The organism is Nonomuraea rubra, from assembly GCF_014207985.1.
Classification (GTDB): domain Bacteria; phylum Actinomycetota; class Actinomycetes; order Streptosporangiales; family Streptosporangiaceae; genus Nonomuraea; species Nonomuraea rubra.
The window spans coordinates 8,663,089-8,687,234 of the sequence record NZ_JACHMI010000001.1 but is presented as its reverse complement, the minus strand read 5'-3'; the positions used below and the strand labels follow the sequence as shown (position 1 = coordinate 8,687,234).

General features: G+C 72.4%; 27 protein-coding genes. 16 read left to right on the top strand and 11 right to left on the bottom strand.

The window, feature by feature from the left end:
* Positions 1–15: 15 nt before the first annotated feature.
* On the bottom strand, positions 16–336 hold the full coding sequence (locus tag HD593_RS39550) for a GroES family chaperonin (protein WP_185107225.1): 321 nt from the start codon (positions 334–336) through the stop codon (positions 16–18).
* Positions 337–429: 93 nt separating this feature from the next.
* On the opposite strand from HD593_RS39550, the gene HD593_RS39545 reads away from it, so the two are divergent.
* Entirely contained in the window at positions 430–1,011 is a 582-nt protein-coding gene (locus HD593_RS39545) for a DUF1349 domain-containing protein (protein ID WP_185107223.1), read from the top strand.
* Here the strand turns inward: HD593_RS39545 and HD593_RS39540 are convergent.
* Positions 998–1,909, bottom strand: coding sequence for an endonuclease/exonuclease/phosphatase family protein (locus HD593_RS39540; RefSeq protein WP_221525204.1), 912 nt, complete (start codon positions 1,907–1,909; stop codon positions 998–1,000). The two genes, HD593_RS39545 and HD593_RS39540, sit on opposite strands and share 14 nt — an antisense overlap.
* 73 nt (positions 1,910–1,982) lie before the next feature.
* Here HD593_RS39540 and HD593_RS39535 point away from each other — a divergent pair, with 73 nt between their 5' ends.
* Positions 1,983–3,239 carry an ArgE/DapE family deacylase gene (locus HD593_RS39535; protein ID WP_185107219.1) on the top strand — a complete coding sequence of 419 codons (1,257 nt, stop codon included), beginning with the start codon at positions 1,983–1,985 and terminating at the stop codon, positions 3,237–3,239.
* Here the strand turns inward: HD593_RS39535 and HD593_RS39530 are convergent.
* Positions 3,190–4,530: an FAD-dependent oxidoreductase gene (locus HD593_RS39530; RefSeq protein ID WP_185107217.1), complete on the bottom strand. Its 1,341-nt coding sequence runs from the start codon at positions 4,528–4,530 to the stop codon at positions 3,190–3,192. The two genes, HD593_RS39535 and HD593_RS39530, sit on opposite strands and share 50 nt — an antisense overlap.
* 114 nt (positions 4,531–4,644) lie before the next feature.
* Between HD593_RS39530 and HD593_RS39525 the strand changes: the two genes are divergently transcribed.
* Positions 4,645–5,238: a TetR/AcrR family transcriptional regulator gene (locus HD593_RS39525; protein ID WP_185107215.1), complete on the top strand. Its 594-nt coding sequence runs from the start codon at positions 4,645–4,647 to the stop codon at positions 5,236–5,238.
* A gap of 47 nt (positions 5,239–5,285) precedes the next feature.
* Here HD593_RS39525 and HD593_RS39520 read toward each other — a convergent pair whose 3' ends face one another.
* Genes HD593_RS39520 through HD593_RS39510 form a run of 3 tightly spaced genes read right to left on the bottom strand, consistent with a single transcriptional unit; the run spans position 5,286 to position 8,157 of the window.
* Positions 5,286–6,089 (bottom strand): ABC transporter ATP-binding protein, encoded by an 804-nt coding sequence (locus HD593_RS39520; protein WP_185107213.1) that lies wholly within the window; start codon positions 6,087–6,089, stop codon positions 5,286–5,288.
* Positions 6,089–7,096, bottom strand: a complete 1,008-nt coding sequence (locus HD593_RS39515; RefSeq protein WP_185107211.1) for a FecCD family ABC transporter permease — start codon at positions 7,094–7,096, stop codon at positions 6,089–6,091. The genes HD593_RS39520 and HD593_RS39515 overlap by 1 nt, the downstream gene beginning before the upstream one ends.
* Positions 7,093–8,157 (bottom strand): FecCD family ABC transporter permease, encoded by a 1,065-nt coding sequence (locus HD593_RS39510; RefSeq protein WP_185107208.1) that lies wholly within the window; start codon positions 8,155–8,157, stop codon positions 7,093–7,095. The genes HD593_RS39515 and HD593_RS39510 overlap by 4 nt, the downstream gene beginning before the upstream one ends.
* Before the next feature lie 86 nt (positions 8,158–8,243).
* On the opposite strand from HD593_RS39510, the gene HD593_RS39505 reads away from it, so the two are divergent.
* On the top strand, positions 8,244–9,263 hold the full coding sequence (locus HD593_RS39505) for an ABC transporter substrate-binding protein (RefSeq protein WP_185107206.1): 1,020 nt from the start codon (positions 8,244–8,246) through the stop codon (positions 9,261–9,263).
* On the opposite strand, the gene HD593_RS39500 is transcribed toward HD593_RS39505, so the two are convergent.
* Positions 9,257–11,677: a helicase-associated domain-containing protein gene (locus HD593_RS39500; RefSeq protein WP_185107204.1), complete on the bottom strand. Its 2,421-nt coding sequence runs from the start codon at positions 11,675–11,677 to the stop codon at positions 9,257–9,259. The two genes, HD593_RS39505 and HD593_RS39500, sit on opposite strands and share 7 nt — an antisense overlap.
* Positions 11,678–11,755: 78 nt before the next feature.
* Positions 11,756–12,250 (bottom strand): ATP-binding protein, encoded by a 495-nt coding sequence (locus tag HD593_RS39495; RefSeq protein WP_185107202.1) that lies wholly within the window; start codon positions 12,248–12,250, stop codon positions 11,756–11,758.
* 354 nt (positions 12,251–12,604) lie between these two features.
* Between HD593_RS39495 and HD593_RS39490 the strand changes: the two genes are divergently transcribed.
* From HD593_RS39490 to HD593_RS39465, 6 genes are all read left to right on the top strand, one after another.
* Positions 12,605–13,426 carry a helix-turn-helix domain-containing protein gene (locus tag HD593_RS39490; protein WP_185112403.1) on the top strand — a complete coding sequence of 274 codons (822 nt, stop codon included), beginning with the start codon at positions 12,605–12,607 and terminating at the stop codon, positions 13,424–13,426.
* On the top strand, positions 13,427–13,663 hold the full coding sequence (locus HD593_RS39485; RefSeq protein WP_043632079.1) for a DUF397 domain-containing protein: 237 nt from the start codon (positions 13,427–13,429) through the stop codon (positions 13,661–13,663).
* Between the two features lie 100 nt (positions 13,664–13,763).
* Positions 13,764–14,009 carry a 3'-5' exonuclease family protein gene (locus tag HD593_RS39480; protein ID WP_246546947.1) on the top strand — a complete coding sequence of 82 codons (246 nt, stop codon included), beginning with the start codon at positions 13,764–13,766 and terminating at the stop codon, positions 14,007–14,009.
* A gap of 48 nt (positions 14,010–14,057) precedes the next feature.
* Positions 14,058–14,816 carry a hypothetical protein gene (locus tag HD593_RS39475; protein WP_185107198.1) on the top strand — a complete coding sequence of 253 codons (759 nt, stop codon included), beginning with the start codon at positions 14,058–14,060 and terminating at the stop codon, positions 14,814–14,816.
* A gap of 20 nt (positions 14,817–14,836) precedes the next feature.
* A complete protein-coding gene (locus tag HD593_RS39470) occupies positions 14,837–15,736 on the top strand; it encodes a maleylpyruvate isomerase family mycothiol-dependent enzyme (RefSeq protein ID WP_185107196.1) in 900 nt (299 codons plus the stop codon).
* A complete protein-coding gene (locus tag HD593_RS39465; RefSeq protein ID WP_185107194.1) occupies positions 15,736–15,996 on the top strand; it encodes a sigma factor in 261 nt (86 codons plus the stop codon). The genes HD593_RS39470 and HD593_RS39465 overlap by 1 nt, the downstream gene beginning before the upstream one ends.
* A 7-nt stretch (positions 15,997–16,003) precedes the next feature.
* Here the strand turns inward: HD593_RS39465 and HD593_RS39460 are convergent, their stop codons facing one another.
* The 3 genes from HD593_RS39460 to HD593_RS62325 form a co-directional block, all read right to left on the bottom strand.
* Complete coding sequence (locus HD593_RS39460; protein WP_185107192.1) at positions 16,004–16,597, bottom strand: histidine phosphatase family protein; 594 nt, start codon at positions 16,595–16,597, stop codon at positions 16,004–16,006.
* 62 nt (positions 16,598–16,659) lie between these two features.
* Entirely contained in the window at positions 16,660–17,568 is a 909-nt protein-coding gene (locus tag HD593_RS62330) for a TIGR03621 family F420-dependent LLM class oxidoreductase (RefSeq protein ID WP_312904036.1), read from the bottom strand.
* Positions 17,569–17,639: 71 nt separating this feature from the next.
* Entirely contained in the window at positions 17,640–18,293 is a 654-nt protein-coding gene (locus HD593_RS62325; protein ID WP_246546945.1) for a hypothetical protein, read from the bottom strand.
* A gap of 98 nt (positions 18,294–18,391) precedes the next feature.
* On the opposite strand from HD593_RS62325, the gene HD593_RS39450 reads away from it, so the two are divergent.
* From HD593_RS39450 to HD593_RS39425, 6 genes are all read left to right on the top strand, one after another.
* Positions 18,392–19,159 carry a phytanoyl-CoA dioxygenase family protein gene (locus HD593_RS39450; protein ID WP_185107190.1) on the top strand — a complete coding sequence of 256 codons (768 nt, stop codon included), beginning with the start codon at positions 18,392–18,394 and terminating at the stop codon, positions 19,157–19,159.
* Positions 19,144–20,103: a phosphotriesterase family protein gene (locus tag HD593_RS39445; protein WP_312904034.1), complete on the top strand. Its 960-nt coding sequence runs from the start codon at positions 19,144–19,146 to the stop codon at positions 20,101–20,103. Before HD593_RS39450 ends, HD593_RS39445 begins: the two co-directional genes overlap by 16 nt.
* Positions 20,100–21,317, top strand: a complete 1,218-nt coding sequence (locus tag HD593_RS39440; RefSeq protein ID WP_185107188.1) for a cytochrome P450 — start codon at positions 20,100–20,102, stop codon at positions 21,315–21,317. Before HD593_RS39445 ends, HD593_RS39440 begins: the two co-directional genes overlap by 4 nt.
* Positions 21,311–22,117 (top strand): SDR family NAD(P)-dependent oxidoreductase, encoded by an 807-nt coding sequence (locus tag HD593_RS39435; RefSeq protein ID WP_185107186.1) that lies wholly within the window; start codon positions 21,311–21,313, stop codon positions 22,115–22,117. The genes HD593_RS39440 and HD593_RS39435 overlap by 7 nt, the downstream gene beginning before the upstream one ends.
* A gap of 9 nt (positions 22,118–22,126) precedes the next feature.
* Entirely contained in the window at positions 22,127–22,996 is an 870-nt protein-coding gene (locus HD593_RS39430; protein ID WP_185107184.1) for a Gfo/Idh/MocA family protein, read from the top strand.
* A 199-nt stretch (positions 22,997–23,195) separates the two neighbouring features.
* On the top strand, positions 23,196–24,146 hold the full coding sequence (locus HD593_RS39425; RefSeq protein WP_185107182.1) for an ABC transporter substrate-binding protein: 951 nt from the start codon (positions 23,196–23,198) through the stop codon (positions 24,144–24,146).

The following is a 24,146-nucleotide window of genomic DNA, read 5'->3' as shown; positions in this document are numbered from 1 at the left end:
ACCCGGACGCCGGGGTCACAGGTACAGGCCCGTGCCGTGGTCGGTCTCCTCGGTGGCCACGGCGTGCAGGTCGCGCTCGCGCATCACCAGGTAGACCTTGGCGTGCACCTCCACCTCGAACTGGTCCTCCGGGTTGAACAGCACCTTGTCGCCCACCTTGACCGAGCGCACGTTCGTGCCGACGCCGCAGACCTCGCCCCACGCCAGGCGGTTGGCCATCTTGACCGTCGCGGGAATGACGATCCCGGAGCCGCTGCGCCGCTCCTCGGCCTCCTGCTCCAACCTGATCATGACTCGGTCGTGCAGCATCTGAATCTCGAACTTGGGCTCTTCCACGGGCTCAAGTTTACGAGCAGGCGGACGTGCGGTCCTCCAGGACGCTCACACCGGCCGGCTACCGTGACCGGGCGATCATGGCAGGATATCGCCATGATCATGGCCTTCGGCGAGACCGGCTGGCAGTGGCTGAACGCTCCGAAGCAGTGGACCGTGGACGACGGCCTGAGCCTCTTCTGCGACCCGGGCACCGACCTGTGGCGCACCACCCACTACGGCTACGTCAACGACAACGCCCACCTGTTCGGCCGCACCCTCCCCGGCGACCTGCGGCTCACGGTCACCTTCTCCGGCGAGTACGCCGAGCAGTACGACCAGGCCGGCGCCGTGCTGCGGATCGACGAGCACAACTGGATCAAGGCCGGCGTCGAGTACGTCGACGGCGGCTTCCACCTCAGCACGGTCGTGACCAGGCAGTTCTCCGACTGGTCGGTGCTGCCGCTGGACCGGGCGGCGAGCACGGTGACGTTCGACCTGGAGCGGTCGGGCGACGCGGTCACCGTGCGCTACGGCCTCGACGGCGCCCCGCCGCGGACCATGCTCCGCCTGGCCTACTTCCCTCCCGGCGAGCCCGCCCTGGCCGGCGCCATGGCCGCGGCCCCCGCCGGCAAGGGCTTCCCCGTCCGCTTCACCGACATCCGCGTCGCCACGACCCCGCCGGCTACGGGAGCCTGAGCTCGGCGAACACCGGCCGGTGGTCGGTGCCGCCGAGGCCCAGCACCTCGAAGCCGAGCACCGCCATCCGCGAGTCCGCCAGCACGTGGTCGATGGTCACCCCTGGCGACTGCACCAGCGGCCCGTTCTGCGGCCACGTCGCCACGAACCCCAGCCCCATCACGTCCGCGGCGTCCCGGTACCCGGAGGCCAGCAGGTCACGCACCGGCAGGTGGTCGAGCGTGGCGTTGAAGTCGCCCGCCAGCACCCGCAGCTCCTTCCCGCCGCCCCGGGGCAGCGCCTCCAGCCCGGCCCGCCAGCAGGGCTGCCGCCCGATCCGCTTGGGCGCGCACGGATGCACGGAGACGACCTCGATCCGCTCCTCGCCGGGAATCGTCACCCACGCCCTGGCCTGCCCGAACGGCCCCTCCTTGATGAACCCGCCGTCCTTGAGCGGGTGCCGGGCGTACACGGCGGACCCGCCCACCCCGTTCAGCGGCCTGGTCACCGCGTGCCGCAGCGTACGGCGCAGCCCCGCCTCCTCCAGCCCCCGCATGGAGTCCGGGGTGAACTCCTGCAGCGCCAGCACGTCCGGCTTCAGCCGTTCGACCAGGGCCATCAGCTCGGCCGGGTCCGCCTGGCCGACCATCAGGTTGGCCGCGAGCACCCGCAGCGTGGGCCCCTCGGCGTCGGGGTTGCCGTCCGTGAGCGCGCGCGGCAGCACGGCGGGCACCAGTGCCAGCACCGACACGAGCGCGACCGTGCCCGCCGCCCATCGCCGCAGCACGCAGGCCAGCACCAGGCCGACCACGGCCGCGCACACCGCGTACGGCGTGTACGCCACAGCCGGGATCCACGGCCAGTCCGGCTCGAACCCGCTCAGCCGCACCACCGCCCACAGGGCGAAGGGCACCACCATGATCCAACTCGTCCAGGTACGCACACCCTGTATCGCCATAAGTCCGGATCCGGGTTCATGAGAAGGTGTGCCCATGCACCGCGCAGAAACCCTCGTCCTCGACGCCCTCGACGAGGCCGAGACCGTGAACCTGCTGGCCGAGACCGTCAGGGTCCCCAGCGTGACCGGCACCGACGCCGAGTCCGACCTGCAGCACCGCATGGCCCGCCTGCTCACCGAGGCGGGCATGGACGTGGACGTCTGGAAACTCGACCTGGCCGACCTGACCACCCGCCCCGGCTTCCCCGGCACCGAGGCCCCGAGATCGGAGGGGTACGGCGTGGTGGCCGTCACCCAGGCCGGCGAGGGCGCGCCCGCGCTGGCGCTGCAGGGTCACGTGGACGTCGTGCCGACCGGCGACCTGGCCAAGTGGGCGGGCAGCGACCCGTTCGCCGCCCGGATCACCGGCGACGTGCTGCACGGCAGGGGCGCCTGCGACATGAAGGCCGGCCTCGTCGCGAACCTCGCCGTCGCCCGCGCGATCAAGCGGGCCGGGATCGAGCTGGCCAGGCCGCTGGCCGTGCACTGCGTGATCAGCGAGGAGGACGGCGGGCTCGGCGCGTTCGCCACCCTGGCCAGGGGGCACACGGCCGAGGCCGCGGTCATCACCGAGCCCACCAGCGGCGCGGTCATCACGGCCAACGCTGGCGCGCTGACGTTCCGGCTGGAGATCGCCGGACGGGCCGCGCACGGCGCCACCCGGTACGAGGGGGTCAACGCGATCGAGGCGTTCTGGCCGGTGTTCCAGGCGATCAGGCGGCTGGAGGCCGAGCGCAACAGGGACGTGCCCGAGCTGTTCGCGGGGAACGCGATGCCGTACCCGATCGAGGTCGGCACGGTGCGGGCCGGCGACTGGGCCAGCACCGTGCCCGACCTGCTGGTCGCCGAGGGGCGGCTCGGGGTGCGGCTGGACGAGGACCCGGCGGCGGCGCGGGCGGCGTTCGAGGGGGCGCTGGCGGAGGTCGCGGACCCGTGGCTGCGGGCCAACCCGCCGGTGGTGACGTGGCCGGGAGGGCAGTTCGCCAGCGGCAGGCTGCCGGCCGGTCACGAGCTGCTCGACCAGGTGAACCGGGCCGTCAAGGACACGACGGGCGCCCGGCCCGCGCAGACGGCGGCGCCGTACGGGAGCGACCTGCGGCTCTACACGGCGGGCGGCATCCCGACGCTGCACTACGGCCCGGGGGACGTGCGGTTCGCGCACGCCCCGAGGGAGCAGGTCGAGCTGAGGGAGCTGCGCGAGGTCACGCGGGCACTGGCACTGCTCGCTGTGCGCCGCTGCGCAGCACTCTGAGCAGCGCGGGAGGGCTCATCAGCGCCTGCGGCGGGTCGTAGAGGTTCGTCACCCGCAGGAAGCGCCGCGTCAGCTCGGCGTCGTGCTCGGCGGCGGCGTGGAACCGGTCGAGGTAGGCGCCGATCAGCCGCATCCTCGGCGTCGGCCGGCCGGCCGTGGTGGCGATCCGCAGGTCGGCGCCGACCGTGATCTCCCAGGGGAGGTCCACGACGGCGGCGATCCGGCGGAAGTACGCCGCCGGGCTCAGGTCGGGGTCGAGCAGCGCCCTGGCCTCCAGGGCGGCGACCGTCATGCCCTGGCCGTAGAGGGGGTTGAACGAGCAGACCGCGTCCCCGATGACCAGCAGGCCGTCGGGGAAGGAGGCCAGCCGCTCGTAGCGGCGCCTGACGGCGGCGGGCGTGTGGTACGTGCGCGGCTCCCCGAGCGGCTCCGCGGTCGTGACCAGGTGGTGCAGGTCGGGAGCCGCGAGGGTGCCGGCGAACGCGGTGAAGCCGTCATGGCCGCGCGGCGGAGCCGCCGTGGTGATGCAGGCGGTTGCGTCCGCGTGGCCGTGCGGCGGGCCCGCGCCGTAGCCGGCCAGGGTGACGGCCCAGCGCTCGTCCTCCAGCGCCAGCGCCACCCCGGCGCGCGGCACCCCGGGCGTGGGGCCGACGACGGCGATCAGGTCGCCGGCGAGGTGGTCGCCGCGGCGGCGGAACTCGCGCGAGCTGTACCGCAGGTCGATCGTCACCCGCTCCTCCCGCGGCGGCCGGCAGCCCAGGTCGCCGAGCCAGAGCGGGGTGCGCGAGCCGCGGCCCGAGGCGTCCACGATGAGATCGGCCGGGACCAGCTCGCCCTCGGCGAGCCGCACCCCCGTGACCCGGCCCCGCCTGGACAGCAGCCCGGTGACGGTCCGCTCGGCGAGCACCCGCACGCCGGGCAGGGCGCTGACCCTGCGCCGCACCTGGCCTTCGAGCAGCGGCCGGCTGACCAGCACCCCGGTGAGCCCGCTGGAACCCCGGGCCAGCCGCCGCCCCCCGTGCACGTGGCGGGCCCTGTCCTGCATGTCTCCCCTGATCGCCCCCTGCGCGACGAGCTCGGCGGTGAGGCCGGGCAGCAGCTCGTCCATGACCTCGCTGCCCCTGGCGAGCAGGCCGTGTGCGTGGCGGCTCTGGGCGGCGCCCCTGCGGTGGGCGTCGACCGCCGGCAGCGTGTCGCGGTCGAGCACCGTGACCTGGGCGAACCGGCGGTGCAGGGCGGCGGCGGACAGCAGGCCCGCGATGCTCGCCCCGATGACGACTGCGTGGTCCATCTGGATTCCCCCTGTGAAGTCGTTCTGAGCATTCGGCAGAGGGTCGCCCGTGGATGGCTTTCCTTCCACGTCTTTTGGTGCGTTTCAGGGCCGGGGAATTGGACTAGAGTCCGGATGGTGCGGGAAACGTCGCTGGAGCTGCTGATGAGCCGGCCCGTCCAGGAGCGGGCGGACGCGGCACGCAACCGGGAGAAGGTGCTGGCCGCGGCGGCGCGGCTGTTCGCCGAGAAGGGCGTGGACGCGGTCTCCATGGACGCCGTGGCGGCGGAGGCCGGGGTGGGCAAGGGCACGCTGTTCCGGCGCTTCGGTGACAAGTCGGGGCTGGCGGTGGCGCTGCTCGACGCCCGCGAGCGCGACCTCCAGCAGCGCATCCTGTCGGGCCCGCCGCCGCTCGGGCCCGGCGCGCCCGCCGGCGATCGGCTGGTCGCGTTCGTACGGGCCTACCTCGGCTACCTCTTCGACCACCTCGACCTGGTACGCATGTCGGAGACGGCCAGCCCGGGCGCGCGATACCGCATCGGGGCGTACCGGTTCTGGCACCGGCACGTGGCGATCCTGCTGGCCGAGGCCAGGGGCGGCGACGCCGACGCCCTGGCGCACGCGCTGCTGGCGGCCACGCAGGCGGAGCTGGCGGAGGTGCTCAGGAACGAGTACGGCCGCGACCGCGCCGTCGCCGCCGTCACCACCCTGGCGACGGCCCTGACCTGAGCGCGCCTCCTTCCGTTCCCTGAAGGGACCGGGAGTGGACGGAGGGCTCAGGAGGAGGCGGCGGTCACGCGGCGGCGGGCCTCGGGGACGATGAGCGGGGTGCCCGACTGCGGGTCCTGGATGATCTCGCAGCGCAGGTCGAACACCTCGTGCACCAGCTCCGACGTGACGATCTGCGTGGGATCCCCCTCGGCCACGATCTGCCCGCCCCGCATCACGATGAGATGCGTGGCGTACCGGCACGCCTGGTTCAGGTCGTGCAGCACGGCCACCATGGTCCGCCCCTGCTCGTGCAGCTCGGCGCAGAGGTCGAGCACCTCGATCTGGTGGGAGATGTCCAGGAACGTGGTGGGTTCGTCGAGCAGCAGGATCGGCGTCTCCTGGGCCAGCGCCATGGCCAGCCACACCCGCTGCCGCTGCCCGCCCGACAGCTCGTCCACGATCCGGTCGGCCAGCTCGGCCACGTCGGTGGCGCGCATGGCCTCCGACACGGCCGCCTCGTCGGCCTTCGACCACTGCCGCATCAGCTTCTGGTGCGGGTACCGGCCGCGGGCCACCAGGTCGGCCACGGTGATCCCGTCGGGCACGATCGAGCTCTGCGGGAGCAGGCCGAGCCGCCGGGCCACCTCCTTCGACGGCAACGAGGTGATCACGCTGCCGTCCAGGTGCACGGCGCCGGTCTTCGGCTTGAGCATCCTGGCCAGCGCGCGCAGCAGGGTGGACTTGCCGCAGGCGTTCGGGCCGATGATCACGGTGAACGACTCGTCGGGGATCGCCACGGTCAGGTCCGTGGCCACGACGCGCTGGTCGTAGGCGAGGGTCAGGCCGGTGCCGGACAGGCGGCAGTCCATCAGTGGCGGTCCTTTCGGAGGAGCAGGACGAGATAGGTGCCGCCGATGGCAGCGGTCAGCACACCGACGGGCAGCTGGGTGGGGGCGAGCACGCGCTGCGCGGCCAGGTCGGCGGCGGTCAGCAGCACGGCGCCCATGAGAGCGGAGGAGGCCAGCGTCACGCCGGGGGAGCGGGTCAGCCGCCGGGCGAGCTGCGGGGCGGCCAGCGCGACGAAGATGACGGGCCCGGCGGCGGCCGTGGCCACCCCGGACAGCAGCACGCCGGCCGTGACGGCCGCCGCCCGGACGACCTCGACCCTGATGCCCATGGCCTTGGCCGCGTCGTCGCCCATCTCGATCATCCGCAGCGGCCGCGCGATGGACAGGCACAGCGGCAGCAGCACGAGCAGCGCCAGCGCCACGGGCCAGGCGTGCTCCCAGCCGCGCCCGCCGAGGCTGCCGGTGAGCCAGGCGCCCGCGTTGGCCGCGTCGTTGATGTTGGCCCTGGTCAGGATGTACGAGTTGACGGCCAGCAGCAGCGCGTTCGCCCCGATGCCGACCAGGACCAGCCGGTACCCCTGGACGCCGCCCCGGTAGGCCAGCAGGTACACCAGCGCCGCCGTCACCACGCATCCGGCCAGCGCGCCGCCGGCGATCGTCATGGCCGAGCCGCCCGCGACGACGGCGAGGATGCCGCCCGTGGAGGCGCCGGCGGTGAAGCCGATGAAGTCGGGGCTGCCCAGCGGGTTCCTGGTGAGGCTCTGGAAGATGGCCCCGCTCAGCCCGAACGCGGCCCCGACCAGCAGCCCGGTGACCACGCGTGGGGCGCGGAGTTTGCCGACGATCAGCTCGGCGACCGGCGTGCCCTGCCCGAAGATCGCCGAGACGATGTCGGGCACGGGCACGGTGAACTCGCCCGTGGACAGCGCCGCCACGGTGACCAGGAAGCCGGCCACGACGAGGAGCACGCTGACGAGCAGGGCGCGCGGTGCGAGCCGTACGGACCAGGAGCCGACGCGCACGTTCACAGCGCCGCCACCCGCTTCCGCCTGGCGAGCATGATGAAGATCGGCGCGCCGATCACCGCCCACACGATGCCCACCTGCACCTCTCCCGGCCGGGCGATGAGCCGGCCGATCACGTCCGCCCCCAGCAGCAGGATCGGCGCGGCCAGCGCCGAGTACGGCAGCACCCACCGCTGGTCGGGCCCCACCAGGGCGCGCACGGCGTGCGGCACGATGAGCCCGACGAACACCAGCGGCCCGGCGGCGGCGGTGGCGGCGCCGCACAGCAGCGTGACGGCCACGCCGGTGAGGATCCTGGTCCTGTTCACGTTCACGCCCAGTGCCTTGCCGGCGTCCTCGCCGAGCGCCAGCAGGTTGAGCGGCCTGGCCAGCAGCAGCCCGAGCACCAGCCCCGCGACCATGAACGGCGCCAGCCGCACCAGCGTGTCGGCCGTCTGCCCGGCCAGCGAGCCGGTCAGCCAGAACCGCATCCGGTCGAAGGTCTGGGAGTCCATGCGGAGGATGGCCGAGGAGATCGCCGTGCAGACCATGCCGAACGCGACTCCGGCCAGGGCCAGGCGTACCGGGCTGGAGCCCGAGCGGCCCGAGGACGCCAGCGAGTACACCGCGACGGAGGCCAGCGCGGCGCCGCCGAAGGCGAACCAGACGTACACGACGGGGTCGGTGAGCCCGAACAGGCCGAGCGCGAGCGTGACGCCGAGCGCGGCGCCCTGGTCGATGCCCAGCAGGCCGGGGTCGGCCAGCGGGTTGCGGGTCAGGCTCTGCATGAGCGCGCCGGCCAGCCCGAGCGTGGCGCCGACGCCGAGGCCGAGCAGGGTGCGCGGGACGCGCAGCTCGCGGATGACCGTGTGGTCGTTGGAGCCGTCCGGCGCCACGAACGCGTCGATCACCGCGCCGAACGACACCGAGCGGGCGCCCAGCGCCACGCTGGCCATGGCGACCAGCGCCAATAAGGCGACCGTGACGGCCAGCCCGGCGACGAGCACGGAGGGGCGTGCCCTCGCCTTGCGTCCGCCGTCTTCCTGGCCCGCTCCGGCCGTGACCGATACCTCAGCCGGGCGCACCCGACCCCCTCTCGTCGCAAGTCAAACTTAGGCAAGGCTAATCTAATGACCTCGCAAGAAGGCAAGCCTAACCTTAGGAGATGTACATGTCGGGACCGGTACTGGCTCGCAGGGGCTTCCTGTCGGGCGCGGCGGGACTCGCGGCGGCCCTGACACTCGCGGCATGCGGTGACGGCGGCACGAGCACGCAGGCGACCCCCGCCGCGCCGGCCTCCTCCGGCGCCCCCTCCCAGGGGCCGTGGACGTTCACCGACGACCGCGGCAAGAAGCTGGAGCAGCCCAAGGTCCCCACCAGGATCGTCGCCCAGGTGGGCGCCGCGGCCGCCCTGTGGGACTTCGGCGTGCGCCCGATCGCGGTCTTCGGCCCGCACAAGCTGAAGGACGGCAGCAGGGACCCGCAGGTCGGCAACGTCGACATCACCAAGGTCACGGGCCTGGGCAACGTCTGGGACGAGTTCAACGTCGAGCAGTACATCGCGCTGCAGCCCGACCTCCTGGTCAGCAGCATGTACGTCAACGGCACCCTCTGGTACGTGCCCGAGAAGTCCAGGGACACCATCGAGCAGGTCGCCCCCACCGCCGGCGTCATGCTCACCGGCAAGAGCGCCACCGAGGTGATCGGCAAGTACGAGGAGCTGGCCGCGTCGCTCGGCGCGAGCATGGAGGGCGTGCCCGAGGCCAAGGCCCGCATGGAGGCGGCCACCAAGGAGCTCGCCCAGTTCAAGAACCTCAGGATCCTCCTGGCGTCGGGCGGCGCGGACGCGTTCTGGGTCGTCAACCCGCCCGAGTACCCGGACATCGTGCACATGGTGAACGCCGGCCTGAACGTCGTGACGCCGTCGAAGGTGGACGAGGGCGGCTTCTTCCAGACCCTGAGCTGGGAGAACGCCGACGAGTACGACGCCGACGTGATCCTCTACGACACGCGTACGCAGGCGCTCAAGCCCGAGGAGATGATGAAGAAGCCCACCTTCGCCAAGCTCCCCGCGGTCGAGGCCGGCCAGCTCTACCCGTGGTCCGCCGAGGCCCCCTTCAGCTACCAGGGGTACGCCACCTTCCTGGAGGAGCTGGTGGCGAACCTGAAGAAGGCGAAACCGCTTCAGTAGGCGCCCCGGACCTCGACGATCTCGGCGAGGGGGAACTCCAGGTAGTCGCCGGCCTCCTCGCACCACGCGTCCAGCGCGCCGCCCTTGAGCTCGCCATGGCTGATCGTGGCGGTCAGCCCGTCGGCCAGCGTGATGCCGGCGCGCACGCCCCGGTCGACGACGAAGCCGAGCAGCGACTGCTGCGCCGTCGGCAGCCTGGTCGCCATCCTGCCGATGATCGCCCAGGTGCGCCCGTTCCTCTCGTCGTCCGACCGGCCGGTGGCGACGAGGCGGCGGGCGTGCTCGTACGGGTCGGGCGGCGGCTCGACCAGCATGTGCGCCGGCGCCTCGAACTCCGCCAGGCCGGGGAACTCCGACAGCTCGGCCACCTGCCCGCCCGGCAGCAGGATCAGCTTGCCGGGGGCGCTCTCCTCCGCCCTGGCCCGGTGGATGGTGATCTCGCCGGTGTCGGAGACGGGCACGGGGGAGTAGCCGACCTCGCGCAGCGCGGCCAGCGTACGATCGGCCGGCGCCGCGCTGACCAGCACCGTGGGGGCCAGCAGCCGCAGCCCCAGCCGGCCCAGCCGCCGGTGGGCGGCGATCTCGGCCAGCAGCGTCGGGTCGGTGGCCTGCACCACGCAGCCGACCGTGCTCACCGTCACCTCGCCGTGCCTGCGGGCGGTGTCGCGGACCAGGTATTCGAGCGGCTGCGGGATGGTGCCCACCGCCGCCAGCTCGTCGAGCAGGTCGTCGGCCTCGTACCCCTGGTCGAGCGCCCGCCGCACGCTCGGCGTGGTGAAGCGCCACACCGAGGCCGCGCCGCGCGACTCGCGGTCGGCGCAGCGGTCGAGCAGTGCCGCCAGCTCCGCCGACGGCGGCCCCGTGACGACCGCGGTCAGGTCGGGCCCGAACAGCGCGCTCCTGCGCACGCTGGCCAGCGCCCTGGTGGCCGCCTCCGCCAGCATCGGGTCGTGCTCGACCATCGGGACGGCGTCGTCGTTCTCGTCTCCCGGCCTGGCCGTCAGCCCGGCCAGGGCGCGGCCGAGGTCGGTCAGCGCGTTGTTGGCCAGCAGCCCGAGCAGCCTGGCCTCGTCGAGCACGCCGGGCGCGCACTCGCGCAGCAGCGCCCGGTCGATCAGCGGGGCGTGCCAGTGGACGCTGCTGATCAGGCTGTCGCGGTCGGCGAAGGCCGTGCCCGAGGGCAGGTGGGTGAGCACCGACAGCACGGCCCTGCGCACCTGGGCGATGACGGGGCCCGCGGGGTCGTCGCCGAGCACGGTGCCGTACTTGCCGTCGATCTTGCGCAGCGAGGAGCGCTCCATCCGCCACCAGGCGGCCAGCAGCACCCGCAGCCGGGCCGAGCCCTCGTCGAGCCGCCACCGGTCGAACCGCTCGGTGGGGATCATGCCGCCGGACGGCTCGTCCCAGGCCAGCAGCCTGGCCACCGCGCAGACCTCCAGCAGCAGCCGCGTCTCGTCCTCGTCGCAGCCGGTCTCCTTGGCCATCCTGCGGACCTCGCGCACGCCCACGCCGCCGGTCTTGAGCAGCGGCAGCGGCGTCTTGGAGGTGTTGTCGAGCAGGGCCGCGCACCGCTCGACCACGTGCGGCGCGGCCAGCGTCATCAGGTGGTCGACCTCCTCGGGGTCGACCGGGATCGTGGCCACCTCGGGCGCCTCGGGCAGGTAGGCCGGGTGGTAGCCGGAGCCGCGCAGGCAGATCGCCACCTCGCGGGGGATCTCGGCCTTGTGCCAGCTCGGCCGGAAGAGCAGGCCGTGGTCGGCGCACCACCGCTCGGGCGTGCCGGGGCTGACGAACCTGGCGCCGTCGACGGCGAGCGCGGGGCCGTCCCAGGCGAAGCGGTCGAGCAGCGGCACGGTGCCCTCGGGGGCGTGGCGCATCAGCGCCCTGACGCGGTCGGTGTCGCTGAGCGCCTCGATGACCCGGCTGATCATGCGGCGCTTGTTGCCCTGCACGGGCAGGCCGAGGTTGCGGGCCAGGGCGTGCAGCGCGTCGTTGCTGATCGACCAGGCGTTCAGGTAGTGCGCGAGCGGCTCGCCGAGGCTGAGCGGCGCGGTCCACCAGCGCGCGACGCCCTCGGCGAGGTGGATGACGCCGTCGTCGCCCGGCCAGGCCAGCGCGTGGTCGTAGAGGTGCTCCAGCCAGGGCGTCACCTCCTCGGGCGGGCTGCTGAGGAAGCTCGCCAGGGACTCGAGGGTGGGGCGGGTCATGGCCAGGGCGGTCTCGGCGACCTGGAGGCAGGGCAACGGCAGGCGGCGCAGGGTCTCGATCACGGCGACGGCGTTGCCGAGCCGCTGGGTCAGGGTGTCGAGCCGCCTGGGCCAGGGCGCGGCGATGGCGTCGGGCCTGTTGGCCAGGATGCGGCCGAGCCGGTCCTCGTCCAGTGTTCGTAGCCAGCCGAGCAGGTGATCTTCCATCTGTCAGCACTCTCATGGGGTCGCGCGCGGGACTCACCGTGAGCCATGACCATCCACGGTAATGCAGATCACCCCCGGTCAGGAGAGGACTGCCCAGACGATCTTTCCGTGAGGCGCGAGTGCGGACCAGCCCCAGCGGAGGCTGAGCGATTCGACGATGTGGAGTCCGAGGCCACCGGTGTCAAGGGGCCCAGGGTATCGCAGCACCGGGACCGAGGAGGCTGGATCGGTGAAGGCGCTGGTGACCAGCGGCCCCCGGCGGACGAGTGACATGTGCACGGAGCGCTGGCGGGCCGGGTCGTCCAGGCACAGGCCGTGCCGCAGGGCGTTGGTGGCGAGCTCGGAGACCACCAGCTCCATGTTGTCGGCCAGCTCGCCGAGGCCCCAGCCGGTCAGCGCGCCCACGGTGAAGCTGCGGGCGGTATGGACCGAGGTGGCGGTGGGCGGGAGCACGAACGTGGCGCTCATCGACGGGCCGGGGACCAGCAGATCGCGGGCGGCCTCCGGCCACCAGCCGACAGGGGGCCACCAATCGAACGTGGTCCACTGGCCGGGTGCCGTGGTGGATTGCACGTGATCATTCTGCTGCAAACTCTCGTGCAGGTGCAAGAGCGAATGCACGTGCAGACAACTCGTGCAGGCGCTACGGTTGCCCTCAAATGGTCAATATGGGGGAAAGGGGATCTTGTCCGCGGCCCATGATCTTTCGGCCGTGAAGTGACAGACTGTAGGTGCATACTCCGCTACCCTGCGGTCGCCCGCACAAAAGGGGCGTATCGCGGGTGCAACTTCGCTACGTGCGGTGGGCGCCGCCGAGAACGGTGCGGTCCCATCGTGTTGCAAGGAAACGACCCTTTACGGGATAGGACCAAGGAGCAGCACGTGTCGATTGATCCGCCCGGGACCGGTTCAACCGTTCGGCGCATCATGCTGGGGGCGAGTCTCAGGCGCCTCCGCGAGGCCAGCGGGCTCGACCGGGCACAGGCCGGATTCCACATCCGGGCGTCCGAGTCCAAGATCAGCCGCATGGAGCTCGGCCGCGTGGGCTTCAAGACACGTGACGTGGAAGACCTGCTCACCCTGTACGGCGTCGTCGACGATGCCGAACGCCGTGCCCTGCTGGAGATGGTGCGCGAGGCCAACACCCCCGGGTGGTGGCACAAGTACTCGGCCGAACTGCCGTCGTGGTTCACCACGTACATCGGTTTGGAGGAGGCGGCCAGCGTGATCCGTACCTATGAGGTGCAGTTCGTGCCGGGCCTGCTGCAGACGGCCTCGTATGCGCGTTCGGTCTTCCAGCTTGGCAACCCCGATGCGAGTTCCGAGAGAATCGAACGGCGCGTGCACCTGCGCATGCAGCGCCAGGAGCGCTTCACCCAGAAAGACGGACCCCGGCTGTGGGCCGTCATCGACGAGGCGGCGCTCAAGCGGACCATCGGCGGGCGGGAGGTCATGTCCGAGCAGCTCCAGCATCTGCTGGAAGTCGCTGCCCTTCCCAACATCACCCTCCAGGTGATGCCCTTCAGGTTCGGCAAGCATGCCGCTGAGGGGGGCGCGTTCAGCATCTTGCGGTTTCCCGAGTCCGACTTGTCGGACGTTGTCTACGTCGAGCAGCTATGGGGTGCCCTGTACCTGGACAAACGTGAGGACATCGATCCGTACCTCACGGCCATGGAGCAGTTGTGCGTGGAGAGCACCACGCCAGGGGGCACCGTCGAGCTCATCGGCGGTCTTCTCAGAAAGATGTAGATGAACCAGACCTACAACGGCATGCCGGCGGCGGACCTCACCCAGGTCGCCTGGCGCAAGAGCCGCTACAGCAACTCGCAGGGCAACTGCGTCGAGCTCGCGGAGCTTCCCGACGGGGGCATCGCGGTGCGTAACTCGCGCTTCCCCGACGGCCCTGCCCTCATCTATACCCGCGACGAGATCCGGGCCCTGGTGCTCGGGGTGAAGGACGGAGAGTTCGACGGCCTCCTCGTGTAACAGCATGTTCACACCGGCGCGCCCCGCGTAACGAGGGCGCGCCGGTGGTGTAACCGCCCGGCCTCGTGCTTTGGCCAGGATTCAGGTCATGCTCGACCAGATGACTCTGTATCCGATCGCCGACGACGTGCTGTTCGCGCCGGGCGGCAAGGTCGTGATCCGCACCTATGGCGTGGCGCCCGCCGCCACTGGCGCCTCCGTCTCCTACCGCACCTGGGTGACCGGCATCCGGGACCAGCCCCGGTACTGGCACTGGGGCCACTTCGAGGACGCCGCGTCCGGGCACCGCAGGGTCCTGGAGTGGCTCACGGGACGGGGGCCCCAGCCTTCCCAAGCGCCTGCCTGATCGCTATCCTCTGAGCCAAGCAATCGCTTGGTAGTCGGAGGAGGCGTGGTGCGGCGCGCGATCCACCTGATCGAGGAGGTCGACTTCCGGCCGATGAACTCCAGGCGCCCGCTGGAGTACCTCACCTGGCTGACCCGCTACAAGCGCGAGGACGAGGAGCGCGCGGCCCCGGAGCTCACCTCCGGCATGTCCATCAGGTCGCGCGAGATCGACCTCGTCGGCGCCTTCTACGCGGTCGGCATCACCGGCCACCCCCAGTTCAAGGCCGTCACGCTGTGGGACTGCCACGGCGGCTGGGACGGCGGCTGGCGGCAGATGATGGAGATCTACCAGGGCGTCGACCAGCGCCTGTTCCTGTCCGACATCGACGACCTGCGCTTCTCCGCGTTCTCCCGGCCGCTCGGGGCCGTGCCCGGCTGCCCGCCGCTCGCCGAGGCGCCCGCCGCCGAGCTCTACCTCTTCGAGAACGCCCGCGTACGCCCCGGGGCCGCGCTCGACTACCTGCACGCCGTACGCACGGAACGGGCCCCCATGCTCGCCGAGCACGGCCACACCCTCGTCGGCCTGTACGAGGTGCTGTTCTGTGACACCGAGGCGGTCACCCTCTGGGCCGTCTCCCTCGACGACCACCTGGCCACCCAGCGCGCCCGCGACGCGGCACTCGGCCTCGACGACGAGGCCGAGCCGGATTCTCGGCTCCTGGACTGGGGAAAACGCGCCCGCGACTACCTTGAAGGCCGCTGGCGTGAGACGCTTCTGGCACCGTTCCCCGGCTGCCGCCTGGCACCAGGGAGCCCGCCGGGTTAGCGTCGGCTGCGGAGGTGGCCATGACGGACTCTTACCTCTACAACGGGCAGAGCCCAGACGACCACGTCGCCTCGTGCCCCGACTGCAGCGCTGCCATCGCGCTGCTCGACGGGCCGGAGACGGCCGCCGAGCCGCCCCCGTCGCTGCGCGAGGCCGTGATGTCCCTGGCGCGCCGGCGCCGCAGCCCGGCCCTGGTGCCCGTGGCGACGGTCGCGGTCCCGTACGCCGAGCAGGTCGCGCTCATGGACGACCTGCTGGCCGAGCTGAGCGCGCCCGACTGGGAGGCCCCGATCGCCCGGCACGGCACGATCAGGGGGCTCGTCGAGCACCTGGCCGCCAACGACGAGACCGTGGCCAGGTTCATGGGCGTGGCCGGCGCGGGCGTGACCACGATGGCCGCGCCGATCCACCGGCGCTGGCGCGACCAGGCCGGGTCCCTGCTGCAGCGCGTGTCGGCCGGCACCGAGGTGCTGCTGGACGTCGAGGTGGCCCTGGCCGGCCCCAGCCCCACCCCGGTCCGCGCGCCGCTGCGCCAGGCCATGGTCCAGCGCACGTTCGAGACGTGGACGCACGCCGACGACATCCGGGCCGCCACCGACCGCTCCAGGGCCGCGCCCCGGCCCGAGCACGTGCGCATGATCGCCGAGTTCGGCCTGGCCCTGCTGCCGCGCGCGATGAAGGGCCCGCGCCGCGACGTCTCCGCCACCGTCGTGCTGACCGGCCCCGGCGGCGGCACCTGGACGGTCCCGCTCTCCCCGGCCTCCGACCACGTCGGCGTGCTCGTCTCGGCCGACGCCGTGGACTTCTGCCGGCTGCTGGCCAACCGATGGCTGCCCGACTGCTTCCCGTACGCCGCCGAGGGCGATCCCGGGCTCGCCCGCGACCTGATCCGCGCCGCCGCGACGCTGGGATGCGACTGATGAGCGACATGGACCTGTGCGCGCGGCTGACGGCCGGCGACCTCGACGCGCTGGCCGACGCCTACGACCAGCACGGCCCGTACGTGTACGGCGTCGCCGTCAAGGTCACCGGCAGCCAGGCGTACGCGGAGGAGGTCACCCAGGACGTGTTCACCGCGCTCTGGGAGCGGCCCCTGTCGTACGACCCCAGCCTGGGGTCCTTACGCGGCTGGCTGGTGAGCAGGGCCCTGCACGAGTCGGCCCTGCGCACGAAGGTCTAGCCAGGGTCTAGCCCGCCATCGAGTTGACGGGGGCGTTCCAAGCCATGAGCACCGGCTCGGCGTGCTCGAAGCCGAGCCGCGAGTAGGTGCCCGTGTCCAGCCTCAGCAGCCTGCCGTCCTCGGGCGGCAGGCGCAGCCAGCGGGCGGCCAGCACGCGCAGGAAGTGGCCGTGCGCCACCAGCGCCACCCGCCCCTCCGCCTGCCTGGCCCGCTCGATCACCCGGTCGGCGCGCGCGCCCACCTGCGCCGCGCTCTCGCCGGGATGCTCGGCGTCGCCCTGGATCACGCCGTCACGCCACAGGTACCACCCGGCCCTGGTCTTGCGGATCTCCGGCGTGGTGATCCCCTCGTAACCGCCGTAGTCCCACTCCCACATGTCCTCGTCCACCTGGTAGCCGGTCAGCCCGGCCAGGTCCGCCGTGCGGCGGGCGCGCTGGGCGGGGGAGACCAGCACCAGGTCGAACGGCTCCTTGACCAGGGGCGCCAGGGCCCTGGCCTGGTCCTCGCCGTGCTCCGTCAAAGGCAGGTCGGTACGGCCGGTGTGTTTGCCTGCCTTGCTCCATTCGGTCTCACCGTGGCGAAGCAGCAGCATCTCGTTCATGAGTCCCATCATCGGGCACGGCCGCTCCCAGCCTGAGGCCAGGTAGCCGGGGACGGGGTGGGTCAGGTGGCCAGTTCCTCGACGACGGGCTCGAAGGCGGTCAGGTCCCGCTCGTGGTGCAGCACGAAATACGAAATATCATGCTCATCTCGCCAATAGCGGAGCTTGTCGACGATGTCGTGTCGCGTGCCCAGCAACACCTGCGGCGTCTCGTCCAGCGCGGTGCTGTCGGCCGCGCTCCACGCCTCCTCGGCCTTCCGCTCGCCCGCCTGGATCACGCTGGTGCCCAGTTCGAGGCCCGCGTACCGCTCCCCGGCGGCCTCCCGTACGGCGGCGAGCTTGCCGAGCAGCGCGCGCAGCCCGCCGTCACGCAGGTCGGGCCCGCTGCCGTCGGCCTGCACCCGCATCCCGATGTTCACCACGTCGGCCTCCTCGGCCGCCAGCCGCAACATCCGCGCCCCGCCCGCGCCGATCACCAGCGGCGGTCGCGGGCTCTGCAGCGGTTTCGGCCGCTGGTCGAGCCCGGAGATCCGGTAGTGCCGTCCCTCGAAGCTGAACGGCCCCTCCCCCCAGAGCCCCTTGAGCACGGCCAGGGCCTCCCGCAGCCGCTCGACCCGCACCCCGGGCGGCTCCAGCGCCAGCCCGGCGCCCGCGTAGTCGCCGGCCATCCACCCGGTCCCGATCCCCACCTCCAGCCGCCCGCCGGACAGCAGGTCGAGCGTGGCCGTCTCCTTGGCCAGCACGGCGGGGTGTCGGAAGTCGTTGGCAAAGACCAGCGTGCCCACGCGCAGCCTGGTGGTGGCGCAGGCGGCGGCCGTGAGCGCGGCGACGGGCGCGAACCTCGGGCCGACGAGGTGATCGGGGACGAGCAGCACGTCGAACCCGGCCCCCTCCAGCCTCCTGGCCTTCTCCGCCCACGCCTTGCCCGACTCCGCCTCCCGCACCACCGCCCCGAACCTGAACCTCCGCACGACCGCCTCCCACCAAGTGCTTGCTCGGTGAGCATAACCGAAGAGCCGTGCACTGAGCCGATCGTGCGGGGTCAGGCCTTGTCGCGGGGCTGGGGCAGGGCCAGGGAGACGCCGCCCAGGCCGGCCGCCAGGATGATCCAGGCCGCGGCCGCCGCCGCGTTCGAGAGCTGGGCGAACCAGGCGACCGGGATCAGGAACGGCGCCACGATCAGGGTGATCGCCGCCCACCTCGGCGCCGCGCTGGAGAGCGCCGCCACGCCCAGCAGGACCAGCCCCAGCAGCGCCGGGAAGAACCCGAGCCCGGCCACCGCCGTCGGCAGCCCCTCGCCCAGCTCCACGACCAGCCGGTTCGTCGTGGCCGCGTCGAGCCCCGCGCGGGCGGCGGCGTAGATGACGTCGTCGGTGTCGACCGACGGCAGGACCAGGATGAACGCGAGGATCATGCCGGCGAGCCCCAGCACGGGCCGGCCCGACCTGGCGACCCTGCTCACGGCGAGGAGCCCGGGGATGAGGGCGGCGAAGCTGAGGAGGCTGAGCCAGCTCGGCAGCGCGTACGCGTCCAGGCGCGCGGTGAACGCCCGGATGTAGGCCTCGCCCTCCAGCGTGGCCTGGAACGGGGTGAGCAGCAGCGACAGCGCGATGAGCAGCGGTGCGGCCACCGCGCAGGCGACCATCGCCGTACGGGTGAAGCCGGAGGTGACGGAGGGGGTGTCCACTGTGGTCATGCCCCGAGGGTCGGCCAGGGAGGGCGGGCGCGCATGAGTAGGGGGTACTCAAACGACGGGTCTTACCAAGCGCTTGCTTTAGGTGCGAGACTGGGGGCATGGAGATCCCCGTGCGTCAGGCGACCGACGACGAGGCGGCGTTCTTCGCCGAGCACGGCTGGGTACGGCTCGGCCGGCTGGTCCCGCCCGGCGTCGCCGCCGAGCTGCGCGAGCGGGCCACGGGCTACCTGGAGGCGCGGAGCAAGCGGCACGAGACGCTGGTGGACCAGGCGTTCGGGCAGTCCAGGGACATCGCGGCGAGCGACGAGGCGTTCGCCGCGCTGACGCTGAGCCCCGCGATGGGCCGCACCGCCGCCCGGCTGCTGCGCGGCGTCCGCGCGGTACGCGTCCAGGTCACCAACCTGCTCGTCAAGGAGCCGGGCGAGCACGGCGCCACCGAGTTCCACCAGGACTTCCCGTGGATGCCGATGGACCGCTCGGCCATGCTCACCGTCTGGCTGGCCCTGTCCGACGTGCCCGCCGACATGGGCTCGCTGCGCTTCTACGACGGCTCGCACCGGTACGGCCTGCTCGGCCGCAGCTTCACCCGCCCCGGCGACGACCAGCTCACCCAGCACCCCTGGCTCAAGGAGCTGGAGCTGTCACCGCCGCTCGACCTCAAGGCCGGCGACGCGACCGTGCACCACGCCCTGACCGTGCACGGCGCCCCCGCCAACCGCCGCGACACCCCGCGCCTGTCCTTCACCGTGACCTACTTCGACGCCGACGCCCTCTACACCGGCCTGCCGTACAAGCAGACCGACGGGCTCGGGCTGGAGGCCAACCGGCCGTTCGAGCACGAGAGGTTCCCGTGCCTGAGACCGTGAGGGGCCCGGTCGCCGACCTCGGGGCGACGCTCATGCACGAGCACGTCTTCGGGCTGAGCCCGGAGATCCTGTGGAACTGGCCGGACATCCCGGAGGGCTGGGACCTGGAGGCGCGGGCGCGCGAGGCGGCGGGCAAGCTCGACGCGCTCAAGGCGGCGGGCGTCGACAGCATCGTGGACCTCACCGTGGTGGGCCTGGGCAGGTACGTCCCGGCCGTGCAGCGCGTGGCCGAGCTGACCTCCGTGAACATCGTGGCCGCCACCGGCCTCTACACCTACGACGCGCTGCCGCCGTACTTCGGCAACCGGGGCCCGGGCTCGCTGTTCGGCGGGCCGGACAGGCTGGCCGAGTTCTTCGTGCGGGACCTCACCGAGGGCATCGGCCGCACCGGCGTCAGGGCCGCCGTCCTGAAGTGCGCCTCCGACCACCTCGGCCTGACCAAGGGCTGCGAGCGGGTGTTCAGGGCCGTCGCCGAGGCGCACCTGGAGACCGGGGCGCCGATCACGACGCACTCCCACAGCGCGTCCAGGGGCGGGCTCGACCAGCAGAAGCTGCTCGCGTCGCTGGGCGTGGACCTGGGGCGGGTGGTGATCGGGCACGCCGGCGACTCGACGGACGTGGCGTACCTGGAGGAGCTGGTCGCGAACGGGTCGTACCTGGGCATGGACCGGTTCGGCATCGAGACGATCAGCTCGTTCGAGGACCGGGTGGCGATCGTGGCGGAGCTGTGCGAGCGCGGGCACGCCGGGAGAATGGTGCTGAGCCATGACTCGTACTGCTTCAACGACCGCTTCGACGCCGAGGTCGTCCGGCGGCGGCACCCGCGCTACCACCTGCTGCACATCTCCCGCGACGTGCTGCCCGCGCTGCGCGGGCGGGGCGTCACGGACGACCAGATCCACCAGATGCTCGTCGTGAACCCGCGGAGGATCTTCGCACCATGACCGAGGACATCATCGAGGACATCATCGAGGACTTCGACGTCGGCGCCGATTGGCACGTGGCGGCCCCGTACCCGTTCCTGGCCAGGCTGCGCGAGCAGGCGCCGGTGTTCAGGAGTGAGCACCTGGGCGCGTACGTGCTGACCCGCCACGCCGACGTGCGGGCCGCGTACGGCGACCCCCGCCGCTTCTCCTCCGAGGGCTCGCTGACGATCTCCCGCAGCCTCACCCGCCAGACCAGGGAGAAGCTGGGCGAGCACGGCTCGTTCCTGTCCAGCTTCGTGGCGAACGTGGACCCGCCCGACCACACGCGCCTGCGCCGGTCGGTGTCGAAGGCGTTCACGCCGCGCGCGGTGGCGGCCATGGAGCAGCAGTTCAGGCGGCTGAACGAGGAGCTGCTCGACCGGATCTCGCCCCGCGGGCACGCCGACTTCGTCAGCGAGATCGGCCACGAGCCGTCGATCAAGCTGACCGCCCGCTTCATCGGCGTGCCGGAGGCGGACGAGGCGTTCGTGCAGGCGCGCGTCAAGGACTGGTTCCAGCTCTTCCTCTCCCCGCAGCCGCCGGCCAGGCAGCTGGAGCTGGCCGGGAGCTTCCTGACCTACCTCGACTACGTGGACCGCCTGGTCGCCGCGCGGGCCAAGGACCCCCAGGACGACTTCACGTCCCTGATGACCTCGCTCATCGGCGTCGAGCTGACGCACCGCGAGGTGGTGGAGCTGATCTCCACGATCCTGCTCGGCGGCAACGACACCGTGCCCAACCAGCTCGGCAACACCGTCCTGCGGCTGCTGCGCGAGGACGCCTGGCCGGTGCCGCCCGAGCTGGCCGCGAACGCCTCCGAGGAGTGCATGCGCATCGACGGGGCGTCCCTGGGCTCCTTCCGGTACGCGGCCGCCGACGTCACCCTGCACGGCGTGACGATCCCGCGCGGGGCCCTGGTGCTGCTGTCCACCGACTCGGCCGGCCACGACGGGACGGTCTTCCCCGACCCCGACCGGTTCATGATCGACCGGCCGAACGCCGCCGAGCACCTGGTCTTCGGCTACGGCATCCACTTCTGCGTGGGCGCCGCGCTGGGCAGGCTGCAGCTTCGCACGGCGCTGGACGTGCTCGGCCGGCGGCTGCCCGGGCTGCGGCTCGCGCCCGGCCAGGAGATCACCTACCGCAGGTCCATCGTGGGCCGCGGGCTGACGTCCCTGCTGGTGGAATGGTGAGCGGGCGCTTCGACGGCAAGGTGGCGCTCGTGACGGGCGCCGGATCCGGCATCGGCGCGGCCTGCGCGGCCCGCTTCGCCGCCGAGGGGGCCCTCGTCGGGGTCCTCGACGTGCGCACGGCGGGCGCGCGGGCCACCGCCGCCGCCATCCGCGCCCGCGGCGGCACCGGGATGGCGCTGACCTGCGATGTCTCCGACGAGAAGCAGGTGGAGGAGGCGGTCGCGACGCTGGTGGCCTCCTTCGGCCGGGTGGACGTCCTGCACTCCAACGCGGCCGTGTTCGACCCCGGCGTGTACGGGCGGGACCGGGAGCTGGAGGCGCTCGACGTGGCCGTCTGGGACCGCACCATGGAGGTCAACCTGCGCGGCGCCATGCTCATGGTCAAGCACGCCGTGCCCGTCATGCCCGACGGCGGCGCCATCGTCCTCACGTCGTCGGTGTCCGCCCTGGTGGGCGACACGGTGCACGCGGCGTACGGCGCCTCGAAGGCCGCGCTGATCGGCTTCACCCGGTACGTGGCCACGATGTACGGCTCGCGCGGCATCCGCTGCAACGCGGTCGCGCCCGCCCTCGTCCTCACCCCGAATGCCCAGCGCGCCATGACACCCGAGCAGCTCGCCGTGAAGGAGGCCGAGCGGCTGCTGCCGTGGGCCTGCTCGACGGAGGACGTCGCCGGCCTGGTGGCGTTCCTGAGCTGCGAGGAGTCCCGCTGCCTGACGGGCCAGACCCTGGTGATCGACTCCGGCACCCTCGCGCACCGGCCCCAGCACGCGGTTGAGCGCTGGCGCTCGCGGCCGTAGGTTGCACGGATGAGCGATCAACGGGAGCCGGTGGCGGTAGGGCTGGTCGGGGCGGGGCCGTGGGCGCGGATGGCGCACGCGCCGATGCTGGCCAAGGGGCCGCACACGCGGCTGGCCGGGGTGTGGGCACGCAGGCCGGAGGCCGCCGCCGAGCTGGGGGCGCCCGTCTTCGCGACGGTCGAGGAGCTGTTCGAGCACTGCGAGGCCGTGGCGTTCTGCGTGCCGCCCGCCGTACAGGCCGAGTACGCCGTGCGGGCGGCCCGCGCGGGCAAGGCGCTGCTGCTGGAGAAGCCGCTGGCCGACACCCTGGAGAGCGCCGAGCGGGTGGCGGCGGCCGTCGCCGAGGCGGGCGTGGCGTCCCAGCTCGTGCTCACCCTCCGGTACGCCCCGCAGACCCGCGCGTTCCTCGCCCGCTGCGCCGAGATCGACGCCCTCGGCGGCCACGCCGCGAACATCTCCGGCCTCCTCCTCGGCGACCACCCCTTCGCCACCCCGTGGCGGCACGCGCACGGCCCGCTCCTGGACGTCGGCCCGCACGTGATCGACCTCCTGGACGCCGCCCTGGGCCGCGTCACCGGCGTACGCGCGCACGGCGACCCGCTCGGCTGGACGGGCCTGCTGCTCGACCACGAGGGCGGCGCCGTCAGCGAGGTGTCCCTGTGCATGACCGCCGCCGGCGACCCGCCCCCGCCCACGTTCGCCGTGTACGGCCGCGCGGGCAGCGCCGTCCTGCCCCACTTCGACGACGACCCGCTGGAGACGGTCGCCGAGGAGTTCGCCAGGACCGTGCGCGCCGGCGGCGGGCATCCGCTCGACGCCGCCCACGGCCTGCGGCTGCAGCGGATCATCGCCGAGGCGCAGGCTCAACTCGCCCCTTGACGCGGGCGGCATCTGGGGCATTGATAACGTTTGTCCGATGCGCAGAGCGCAGCGAAGTCCGGTGCGAGTCCGGCGCTGTCCCGCAACTGTCATAGCCAGGTCGCCTGCCTCCGCGCTGACGTCATCAACCCTCGTGGAAAAGGGTGATCCGTCGCTCTACGCGGGTCTCTCGGTTCCGAACAGTGTGAAAGGACTTCTCGTGAGGCCCGTACGCACGGCCTTCGCGGGCGCGCTGCTGGGAACGCTCCTCCTGGCCGGATGCGGCCAGGGCGGCACCACCACCACAGCGTCCGCCCCCACCACCACGGCTCCCGCCTCGTCCCCCGGTGCCTTCCCCGTCACCATCGAGGCGGGCAACGGCAAGGTCACCATCACCAAGAAGCCCGAGCGGATCGTCTCGCTGTCGGCCACCCACACCGAGACGCTGTTCGCCATCGGCGCCGGCCCCCAGGTCATCGCGGTCGACGAACAGTCCAACTACCCGCCCGAGGCCCCCAAGACCGACCTGTCCGGCTTCAAGCCGAACGTCGAGGCCATCGTCGCCCAGAAGCCCGACCTCGTCATCGTCTCCGACGACCTCGACAAGGTCGTGGCCGAGCTGGGCAAGGTGAACGTGCCCGTCCTGCTCCAGCCGGCCGCCACCAAGCTCGACGAGGCGTACGAGGAGATCGCCGAGCTCGGCGCCGCCACCGGCAACCAGGCCAAGGCCGACGAGGTCGTCGCCGGCATGAAGGCGGCCATCGACGAGCTGGCCGCCAAGGCGCCCAAGGACAAGCGGCTCACGTACTACCACGAGCTCGACACCACGCCGTACGCCGCCACGTCCAAGACCTTCCTCGGCCAGATCTACGGCCTCTTCGGCCTGACCAACATCGCCGACAAGGCCCCCGACGCGGCCGGCGGCTACCCCAAGCTGTCCGCCGAGTTCGTCGCCCAGGCCGACCCCGACCTGATCTTCCTGGCCGACGTCAAGTGCTGCCGGCAGAGCAAGGACACCCTGGCCGAACGGCCGGGATGGCAGAACCTGTCCGCGATCAAGAACGACCAGGTGGTCCAGCTCGACGACGACATCGCCTCCCGGTGGGGGCCGCGGGTGGTCGATCTGGCCGAGGCCATCGGCGCCGCGGTCTCGAAGGCGGGCACGAGCTGA